We start from the raw sequence: 9976 nt of genomic DNA, 5'->3' as shown, positions 1-9976 counted from the left end.
CCCGGTTACATTCCGAACCCGGAAGCTAAGCCTTACAGCGCCGATGGTACTGCAGGGGGGACCCTGTGGGAGAGTAGGACGCCGCCGAACAATTTTTCAAAGGGTTGGCCCCTGAACTTCGGTTCAGGGGCCAACCCTTTTTTGTTCGGTGTCACTTGGCGTTCACATCGCGCAACGAACATCTCCCCCATGGGTACTGCTGCACTGCTCAGGGCCGCCGGTGTCGGCGTCGGTGACGAAGTCGTCGTACCTGCCTTCGGCAACGTGGAAGTCGCCGAGGCCGTGGCCACGACAGGGGCGTTGCCGGTCTTCGCCGACATAGATCCCGCCACGTACTGCCTGGAACCGGCCGCCGTGGACGGAGCCGTAACTCCACGGACCGCGGCGGTCGTTGTCGTCCACCGCTTCGGCCGGCCCGCCGACGTGGGACCGTTGCGGGTGCTCGGCCGGCGGCACGGGCTGCTGGTGCTGGAGCACGGGGAGTCCGACGCCCCGCACGACGAGATAGCTCAACGGCGCGAGCGGGCCGCTTTCCTCGACACCAAACTGAGAGGAGTCCGCCCGCCTGAAGGCGGAGCCGGACACACCTACCAGCAGTACGTCGTCCGCGTCCCGGGCAACGGAAGGCCCGACCGGGACGCCTTCGCACGGGCCCTACGAGCCAAGGGCATTGACTGCGCTGTGCCGGTGAAGACACCGGTGCACCGCCTGCCCGGATTCCGGCGCTGCGTGTCCCTGCCCGAAACCGAGCGGGCCGCCGACGAGACGCTGGCCCTGCCGGTGGAAACCTCCCTGACCAAGCGGGAGATGCAGCGGATCGTGTCCGCGTGCAACGCGCTGGGCGGACTGCTGGCACCGGCCCTGTGAGCGTGGTTGGGAGCACGGGCCTGTTCGGGGTATGATCTATTCCGTTGCCGCGAGGGAAACCTCGGAAGCGGACAACAGGCCCCTATAGCTCAGTCGGTAGAGCGTCTCCATGGTAAGGAGAAGGTCAACGGTTCGATTCCGTTTGGGGGCTCCGACAGAAAGGCCCCGCCCATTCGGGCGGGGCCTTTCTCATGCCGTCAGGTGCCTTCACACGTCCCTTTGCAGGCCCGGAACACGCATGGCCAGGATGGCCATGTCGTCGGACGGCGCGTCGGAGGCGAATCGCTCCACCGCGCGCATGATGCGGGCCGCGACCGCGCCGGCCGTCAGCCCCGTACACGTCGTCAGGACCTCGGCGAGGCCGTCGTCGCCCAGCATCCGCGGGCCCTCACGGCGCTCGGTGACGCCGTCCGTCACGCAGAGAAGGACATCCCCGGGATCCAGGACGACCGTCTGCTCGTACAGCTCCAGGTCCTCCAGAACACCCAGCAGCGGCTGGGGTTCGGCGGCCGGTTCGACCGTGCCGTCCTGGCGGAGACGGAGCGGGAGGGGATGACCGGCGCACACCACCTTCAGCTCCGCGCTGCCGTCCTCCTGCGGGCGCATCTCGCCGTACAGGAGGGTGAGGAAACGGCTGCGGGCGCCCTCGTCGAGGATCGCCGAATTGAGGCGCTCCAGGACCGCCGGGCCGCTCAGACCCTCGCGGGCCAGCAGGCGCAGCGCGTGCCGGGCGAGACCCGTCACGGCCGCCGCGTTCGGGCCCGTACCGCAGACATCGCCGATGGCGAAACCGTAAGCGCCGTCGCTGATCGGGAAGAGATCGTAGAAGTCGCCGCCGACCTCGTTGCCCTCGCCGGCCGCCCGGTAGATGACTTCGACCTCGACACCGTCGACCGACGGCAGCTCCGGCGGCAGCAGACTGCGCTGCAGGGACTGGCTGATCGCCGTGCGCTCCGAGTACAGGCGGGCGTTGTCCAGTGCCAGGGCGGCCCGCCGGGACAGGTCCTCGGCGAGCTCCAGGATCTCCTGACGGAAGTGCTCGTCGGTCGGCTTGCCGAGCGTCAGCATGCCGATCACACGGTTGCGGGCGACCAGGGGCAGCACCACGGTCTCTCCGCCGACCGCGGAGGCCGTGGCGAGGGTCGGGCCGATGCCCGGCGTGACCTGCCGGGTCGGACCGCCACTGAGGCCCAGACTGCGCATGGAACTGCGCAGGGCCGCCTGGTGGGCGACCTCCGCGGGCGCCGACCAGACACGGGCGCCGGGCGTGGGCACCGGGTCCGGCGGGTCGATCTTCGACAGCAGGGACTTGATGCCGTCGATCAGCTCCTCGTCCTCGTGCAGCACATACGACAGGTACGGCTCGGAAGCCTGGTCGGCGATCGTGTAGACGGCGCACCAGGTGGCGAGGGTCGGGACCGTCATCTGCGCCATCAGGGCCAGCGTCTGGTCCCGGTCCAGGGTGCCCGCCAGCAGGTCGGAGGCCTCGACGAGGAAGCTGAGCGAGCCGCGGCGCAGCCGCTCCAGCTCACCCAGACGCGCCGACTCGACCGCGAGCGCGATCCGGTCCGCCGCGAACTGCAGCCGCAGCGCCTCCTCGTTGGAGTACCTGCCGGGCGCCTCGGCGGCGACGCCGAGCGAACCGGTGAGGCGGCCCTCCACCTTCAGCGGGACGGTGACGACCGAGCGCATCCCCGTACCGTTCAGCAGGGGCACCGCGCCGGAGACGGCGGTGAGGTCGTCGTGGACCGCCGGCATGCGGGCCGAGCCGTAGCGGCCGGGGCCGGCCTCGACGGGGACGCGGGCGAAGCGCTGGCGGGCCGAGGGAAGCCCGGTCGAGGCGCGGACCTCCAGCTCGGTCTCGTCGTCGGTGGCCAGCAGGAGGAAGGCCGAGTCGCCGTCGAGCATGTCCCGGGCGCGTTCCACCGTGCGCTGCAGCAGGCCGTCGAGGTCGTCCGGGGCGGGGGAGCCGATGAAGACCTCGAACGGGTCGGTGTTCTGGCCGTCGGAGCCGCCGGAGGAATCGGAGGCGGGAACCCGCGACGGGGTCTGCAGAACCGCCCGTTCGTGGTCCCGCACGAGGAGACAGACGGTTGACGGCTCCCCTTCGGTGTCGCGGACCCGCAGGTGGGAGGCGTACACGGGGATGACCCGGCCGTGGGCGCCCCTGATGCCGTAGCTGCCCTCCCAGCGGGAGAGCCGCAGCGCGTCGGCGATGCCGGTGCCGGTGCCCGGTGTGTGCGGCCAGGCCGCCAGATCGGTGAGCGGCTTGCCGGTGACCTGCTCGGCGGAATAGCCGAACAACTCCTCCGCGTCCTCGTTCCAGGCGCTGATGGAACCCGCCCGGTCGATCTGGACGACGGCCACCCGGACTCGGGTGTCGGCCAGCGGGAGCAGCGGGGTCGGCAGGGACGGGCCGGCCGACCGGGTGCCGACCGGGCGCTCGGGGAGCGCCAGCTGGAACCAGACGGTCTTGTGCGTGGGTGTGTAGTCGACGCCCCAGTGCCCGGCCAGGGCCGCGCAGAGCTGGAGCCCGCGGCCGCCCTCGCGGTCGGGGCTGCCCATGTCGACGGGCGAGCCCTGCAGCGGGATCTCGCGCTCCGGATACCGGTCGGCCACCTCGATCCGCACGCCCTCCTCGCTGCGCAGACAGAGGAGGTCGGCGGAGGTTCCGGCGTGGACGACGGCGTTGGTCACCAGCTCGCTGGTGAGTACCACGGCGTCGTCGACGATGTCACCGAAGCCCCAGCCCTGCAGGGTGTCGCGGACGAAGGAGCGGGCGCTCGCGACCGATCGTCCGAGGGGCTCGAAGCTGGCGGCCGCGCGCGCGGTGATCACAGAACTCCTCGACCGGTTCTCGACGGGCATGGTTCCCTGACCGGCCGGCTCACGCCGCTGCAGCGGCAGGCCGTCAGCCGGCCGTGGGTCCGGGGGCTGTTCCCCCGGGATCAGTCCCGTGGTCATGTGTGCGGCCGCCCCTCCGATGCCCGCTCGTCTCCTTGCCACCGCCCAGGCCGGGCGGACCGGCGTGGCTGGACAGCCGCATGCAAGGTTACTTACCTTCGCGGTCCGAGCGGATGCCGGTCCGCCGTGTTTCCGTCCGGAGGTGTTCGCCGTCCGGCGGGTGTGCGGACGATGTGCGAAGCTGCCGAACTGTTATGGCCTGGTTCGGCGGGGGTGAAACACTGGGCAGGCTCGCGGTGAAGGCCCCGGCAGGCCGTGTGGCCTCCGTACCGAGTGGGCAGCAGCCCCTTGGCGGCACATGGGAACGCCGGGCGGGACATCGCGGTAGTACAGGAAGAGCGCGGTAGTAACGGGTACGCCCCTGGCGGTCCCGGGCACAGCGGTAACGGTCGACCCCTGCGGGAGGGACACAGTGGAGTCTGGCGCAGCGACGCGGGGCACGAAGACGACGCGCGCGAAAGGCGGACAGTCCCTGAGCAAGCCGGGAAGGGCACGGGGCGGGACCACGACGGTGGACACGGCGTCGCTGAACCGGCTGATGACGGCCCTGGTGGCGATGCGGGACGGTAACTTCCGCAAGCGGCTCACGGTGTCCGGCGACGGCGTGATGTCGGAGATCGCGGCGGTCTTCAACGAGGTGGCCGACCGCAATCTCCACCTGACGGGTGAGCTGGCGCGGGTGCGCCGCATGGTGGGCCGTGAGGGCAAGCTCACGGAGCGGCTGGAGACCGGCGCGTCCCAGGGTTCCTGGGCGACCGCGATCGACCACTCGAACGCGCTCGTGGACGACCTCGTGCGGCCGGTCTCCGAGGTCAGCCGGGTGCTGTCGGCGGTGGCCCAGGGCGACCTGTCGCCGCGTATGGAGCTGCGGACGCAGGCGCCGGACGGGACGGGGCATCCGCTGCGGGGCGAGTTCCTGAAGGTCGCGCGGACCGTCAACAATCTCGTCGACCAGCTGTCGACCTTCACCGACGAGGTCACGCGCGTGGCCAGCGAGGTCGGCACCGAGGGCAAGCTGGGCGGGCAGGCCCAGGTGCGGGGCATGTCCGGTTCGTGGAAGGACCTGACGGACTCCGTCAACACGATGGCGGAGCGGCTCACGGCGCAGGTGCGCGACATCGCCCTGGTGACGACGGCCGTCGCACGCGGTGACCTGTCGCGCAAGGTCACCGTGCACGTCGAGGGCGAGATGCTGGAGCTGAAGAACACCGTCAACACGATGGTCGACCAGCTCTCCGCGTTCTCCTCCGAGGTGACCCGCGTCGCCCGCGAGGTCGGCACCGAGGGCGCCCTGGGCGGCCAGGCGCAGGTGCCCGGGGTGGACGGCGTGTGGAAGGAGCTCACCGACTCCGTCAACACCATGGCCGGCAATCTCACGGCCCAGGTGCGCGGGATCGCCGAGGTGACGACCGCGGTCGCCAACGGCGACCTGTCGCGGAAGGTGACGGTGCCGGCCCGCGGCGAGGTCGCGCAGCTCGCCGACACGATCAACCAGATGACCGAGACACTGCGGATCTTCGCCGACGAGGTCACGCGCGTCGCCAACGAGGTCGGGGCCGAGGGACGGCTGGGCGGTCAGGCGAACGTGCCGGGGGCGGCGGGCACGTGGAAGGACCTGACGGACTCCGTCAACACGGTGTTCCGGAACCTGACGACCCAGGTGCGCGACATCGCGGCGGTGACGACGGCGGTCGCCAACGGTGACCTGTCGCAGAAGGTCACCGTGGACGTGGCAGGCGAGATGCTGGAGCTGAAGAACACCGTCAACACGATGGTCGACCAGCTGTCCTCCTTCGGCGCGGAGGTCACGCGGGTGGCGCGCGAGATCGGCGTCGAGGGCGAGCTGGGCGGCCAGGCGCAGGTGCCGGGGGCGGCGGGCACGTGGAAGGACCTGACGGACTCCGTCAACACGGCCTTCCGCAACCTCACCGGTCAGGTGCGCAACATCGCCCAGGTGACGACGGCGGTCGCCAACGGCGACCTGTCGCAGAAGGTCACCGTGGACGTCTCCGGCGAGATGCTCCAGCTGAAGAACACCGTGAACACGATGGTGGACCAGCTGTCGAGCTTCGCCGACCAGGTGACGCGGATGGCCCGGGACGTGGGTACGGAGGGGCGGCTGGGCGGTCAGGCGCGCGTGGACGGTGTGTCGGGCACCTGGAAGGAGCTCACCGACTCCGTCAACTCCATGGCGTCGAATCTGACCGGTCAGGTGCGCAACATCGCCCAGGTGACGACGGCCGTGGCGCGCGGTGACCTGTCGCAGAAGATCGACGTCGACGCGCGCGGTGAGATCCTCGAGCTGAAGAACACCATCAACACGATGGTGGACCAGCTGTCCTCGTTCGCCGACCAGGTCACGCGGGTGGCCCGCGAGGTGGGTACCGAGGGCAGGCTGGGCGGCCAGGCGCAGGTGCCCGGGGTCGCCGGTGTGTGGCGCGACCTGACGGACTCCGTGAACGGCATGGCGTCGAATCTGACCGGTCAGGTCCGCAACATCGCCCAGGTGGCGACGGCGGTGGCGCGCGGTGACCTGTCGCAGAAGATCACCGTGGACGCGCGCGGGGAGATCCTGGAGCTCAAGAACACGCTGAACACGATGGTCGACCAGCTGTCGTCGTTCGCCGAAGAGGTCACCCGGGTGGCGCGCGAGGTGGGTACGGAGGGCATCCTCGGCGGTCAGGCCGAGGTGCAGGGCGTCTCCGGCACCTGGAAGGACCTCACGCAGTCGGTGAACGGCATGGCGAACAACCTGACCCTCCAGGTGCGCAACATCGCCGAGGTCACCACGGCGGTCGCCAAGGGCGACCTGTCGAAGAAGATCACCGTCGACGCCAAGGGCGAGATCCTCGAGCTGGTCACGACCGTCAACACGATGGTGGACCAGCTGTCGTCGTTCGCCGAGCAGGTGACCCGGGTGGCCCGGGAGGTGGGCACGGAGGGGATCCTGGGCGGTCAGGCGAACGTGCCGGGCGTCACGGGCATCTGGAAGGACCTGAGCGACAACGTCAACCTGATGGCGAAGAACCTGACCACTCAAGTGCGGAACATCTCGCAGGTCTCCGCCGCCGTCGCCAACGGTGACCTGACGCGGCAGGTGAGCATCGAGGCGCGCGGTGAGGTGGCGCAGCTCGCCGACACGATCAACACCATGGTGAAGACGCTGAGCGCGTTCGCCGAGCAGGTCACCAAGGTGGCCCGCGAGGTGGGCACGGACGGCATCCTGGGCGGTCAGGCGCACGTGCCGGGTGTGGCGGGCACGTGGAAGGACCTCACCGAGTCGGTGAACGGCATGGCGTCGAACCTGACGGGCCAGGTGCGCAACATCGCCATGGTGACGACGGCCATCGCCAAGGGCGACCTGACGAAGAAGATCGACATCGACGCGCGCGGTGAGATCCTCGAGCTGAAGACGACCATCAACACGATGGTGGACCAGCTGTCCTCGTTCGCCGAGGAGGTCACCCGGGTGGCGCGCGAGGTGGGCACCGAGGGCCAGCTGGGCGGCCAGGCGCGGGTGCGGGACGTGGACGGCACCTGGCGGGACCTGACCGAGTCCGTGAACGAGATGGCCGGCAATCTCACCCGGCAGGTGCGTGCCATCGCGCGGGTGGCGACGGCGGTGACCCGTGGTGACCTGAACCTGAAGATCGACGTGGACGCGTCCGGGGAGATCCAGGAACTGCAGGACTACATCAACAAGATGATCGCCAACCTGCGCGACACCACCATCGCCAACAAGGAGCAGGACTGGCTGAAGGGCAATCTGGCGCGGATCTCCGCGTTGATGCAGGGCCGCCGCGACCTGGACGACGTGGCGTCGCTGATCATGAGCGAGCTGACGCCGGTGGTGTCCGCGCAGCACGGCGCGTTCTTCCTCGCCATGCCGCTGGTCGACGGCGAGGACCTGACCTCCGCCGACGACGACCAGTTCGAGCTGCGCATGCTCGGCTCGTACGGGTACTCCATGGGGTCCATGCCGACGTCGTTCCAGCCGGGTGAGGGGCTCATCGGGACGGCTGCCATGGAGAAGCGCACGATCCTGGTGGAGAACGCGCCCAGCGGCTATCTGAAGATCTCCTCGGGGCTCGGGGAGGCACCGCCGGCGCAGGTGATCGTGCTCCCCGTGGTGTTCGAGGGGAAGGTGCTCGGCGTGATCGAGCTGGCGTCGTTCACGCCGTTCACGGCGATCCAGAAGGACTTCCTCAACCAGATCGCCGAGATGATCGCGACGAGCGTCAACACCATCTCGGTCAACACCAAGACCGAGCGGCTGCTGGCCCAGTCCCAGGAGCTCACCGAGCAACTGCGGGAGAGGTCGGCGGAGTTGGAGCAGCGGCAGAAGGCGCTGCAGGCGTCCAACGCCGAATTGGAGGAGAAGGCCGAGCTGCTGGCCCGGCAGAACCGCGACATCGAGGTGAAGAACACCGAGATCGAGGAGGCGCGGCAGGTCCTGGAGGAGCGCGCGGAACAGCTCGCGGTGTCCATGCGCTACAAGAGCGAGTTCCTGGCGAACATGTCGCACGAGCTGCGCACGCCGCTCAACTCGCTGCTGATCCTGGCCAAGTTGCTCGCCGACAACGCCGACGCGAACCTGTCGCCGAAGCAGGTCGAGTTCGCCGAGACCATCCACGGCGCCGGGTCCGACCTGCTCCAGCTCATCAACGACATCCTCGACCTGTCGAAGGTCGAGGCGGGCAAGATGGACGTCTCGCCGACGCGTATCGCGCTCGTCCAGCTCGTGGACTACGTGGAGGCCACGTTCCGGCCGCTGACCGCGGAGAAGGGCCTGGACCTGTCCGTGCGGGTCTCCCCGGAGCTGCCGGCCACGCTGCACACCGACGAGCAGCGGTTGCTGCAGGTGCTGCGGAACCTGCTGTCGAACGCGGTGAAGTTCACCGACTCCGGCTCGGTCGAGCTGGTCATCCGGCCCGCCCGGGACGACGTCCCGCAGGCCATCCGGGAGCAGTTGCTGGAGGCCGGTTCGCTGACGGACCCGGACGCGGACCTGATCGCGTTCTCGGTGAGCGACACGGGCATCGGTATCGCGGCGAGCAAGATGCGGGTGATCTTCGAGGCGTTCAAGCAGGCCGACGGCACCACCAGCCGCAAATACGGCGGGACGGGGCTGGGGCTGTCCATCTCGCGGGAGATCGCCCAGCTGCTCGGCGGCGAGATCCACGCGCAGAGCGAGCCGGGGCGGGGATCCACGTTCACGCTGTACCTGCCGCTGCACCCCAGCGAGCTGCCGCCGCACGGATACGCGCAGCCCATGCCGGCACTGGAGGCCGGAGACCTGGTCGCGTCGGCCGAGTCGGCCGCGCCGCAGACCGGGACGCCGGCGGAGGTGACGTCGTACCGGGACTCCCAGAACGGTCCGGCCGCGCTGTTCCGGCGCCGTCGCCGGGTCACGCTGGAGCGGCGGCCGGTCGCCGAGCCGGAGCAGTGGCCGGGAGTGGAGCAGCAGGAGCCGGCGCCGCGTCCGTCGCGCCGGGGGATCCGCTTCGGCGGGCAGAAGGTGCTGATCGTCGACGACGACATCCGCAACGTCTTCGCGCTGACCAGCGTCCTGGAGCAGCACGGTCTGTCCGTGCTGTACGCGGAGAACGGCCGTGAGGGCATCGAGGTGCTGGAGCAGCACGACGACGTGGCGGTCGTCCTGATGGACATCATGATGCCGGAGATGGACGGGTACGCCACCACCACGGCGATCCGCAGGATGCCGCAGTTCGCCGGGCTGCCGATCATCGCGCTCACGGCGAAGGCGATGAAGGGCGACCGCGAGAAGGCGATCGAGTCGGGTGCGTCCGACTACGTGACCAAGCCCGTCGACCCCGATCACCTGCTGTCGGTGATGGAGCAGTGGATGAGGGGGGAGTGAGGCCGGCGTCCGGCGGGCGCGCGACGGGCCGGGACGCTTCGCCGTTCATACGAAGTTGCTGACGCGGTGCGCGTGAAGTCGTGTAGAAGTACGGGATCCGGGGAACCTTCTGGTCTCCTGCCGCGTTTCTGCTACGTGCACAGTGACATCACGGTGACAGGGTGTGGCGACGGGCGGGGTGCGGCTACGATGACCGGCACAAGGACGGGCGGCGCAAGGGAGTCGCCCCCTGGGGCGGTACCCACAGGTACAGGTACGACCCCA

Annotated in this window: 3 protein-coding genes, 1 tRNA gene and 1 rRNA gene; 4 read left to right on the top strand and 1 reads right to left on the bottom strand. The window is 69.6% G+C overall.

The genetic code is table 11. The features are described 5' to 3' along the window. The 3 genes from rrf to ACZ6A9_RS14815 all read left to right on the top strand — a co-directional run. Nucleotides 1-90: ribosomal RNA gene (gene rrf / locus ACZ6A9_RS14825) — 5S ribosomal RNA — on the top strand; the annotation flags it as partial. Between the two features lie 114 nt (nucleotides 91-204). Continuing rightward, on the top strand, nucleotides 205-867 hold the full coding sequence (locus ACZ6A9_RS14820) for a DegT/DnrJ/EryC1/StrS family aminotransferase (protein WP_468984625.1): 663 nt from the start codon (nucleotides 205-207) through the stop codon (nucleotides 865-867). Nucleotides 868-945: 78 nt separating this feature from the next. Beyond that, nucleotides 946-1018 (top strand) — tRNA-Thr (locus ACZ6A9_RS14815). A 56-nt stretch (nucleotides 1019-1074) separates the two neighbouring features. Here ACZ6A9_RS14815 and ACZ6A9_RS14810 read toward each other — a convergent pair. Next, a complete protein-coding gene (locus tag ACZ6A9_RS14810; RefSeq protein WP_468984553.1) occupies nucleotides 1075-3831 on the bottom strand; it encodes a SpoIIE family protein phosphatase in 2757 nt (918 codons plus the stop codon). Between the two features lie 412 nt (nucleotides 3832-4243). Here ACZ6A9_RS14810 and ACZ6A9_RS14805 point away from each other — a divergent pair, with 412 nt between their 5' ends. Beyond that, entirely contained in the window at nucleotides 4244-9712 is a 5469-nt protein-coding gene (locus ACZ6A9_RS14805) for a HAMP domain-containing protein (protein WP_468984551.1), read from the top strand. The last annotated feature ends 264 nt before the right edge of the window (nucleotides 9713-9976 follow it).

Source organism: Streptomyces sp. NPDC041124, from assembly GCF_055592385.1.
Note: the sequence above shows the minus strand (reverse complement) of the source record. Positions and strands in the feature narration are given on the sequence as shown.